Source organism: Bacillus cereus group sp. N8 (assembly GCF_016483685.1).
Taxonomy (GTDB): Bacteria; Bacillota; Bacilli; order Bacillales; family Bacillaceae_G; genus Bacillus_A; species Bacillus_A proteolyticus.
The window spans coordinates 1-234 of the sequence record NZ_JAEHBK010000235.1 but is presented as its reverse complement, the minus strand read 5'-3'; the positions used below and the strand labels follow the sequence as shown (position 1 = coordinate 234).

Sequence of the window (234 nt, the reverse complement as noted above, 5' to 3'; positions counted from 1 at the left end):
TAGACTTAAATTCTTGTAAACGTAAATATCCTAATTCACGAATATACAGTTCATTCTTTTGTGCCATACCTGTTCGCGTCGCACCATACGCCTGATCACTTCGTTTTACTGGTTCAATTTTCACATCAGAAAATTCTCCACTCAACAAGTCATACTCTAGTAGAATTTTCACACCAGCTTTATGACTACATCCTCCAGCACCAGGATAAGTAGATGCAAATCGATCCGGCACTT

At 38.9% G+C, this 234-nt stretch carries 1 pseudogene; it reads right to left on the bottom strand.

Annotated features, from left to right (window positions below):
* A pseudogene (locus JDS80_RS31120) lies at positions 1-234 on the bottom strand (IS4 family transposase); the annotation flags it as partial.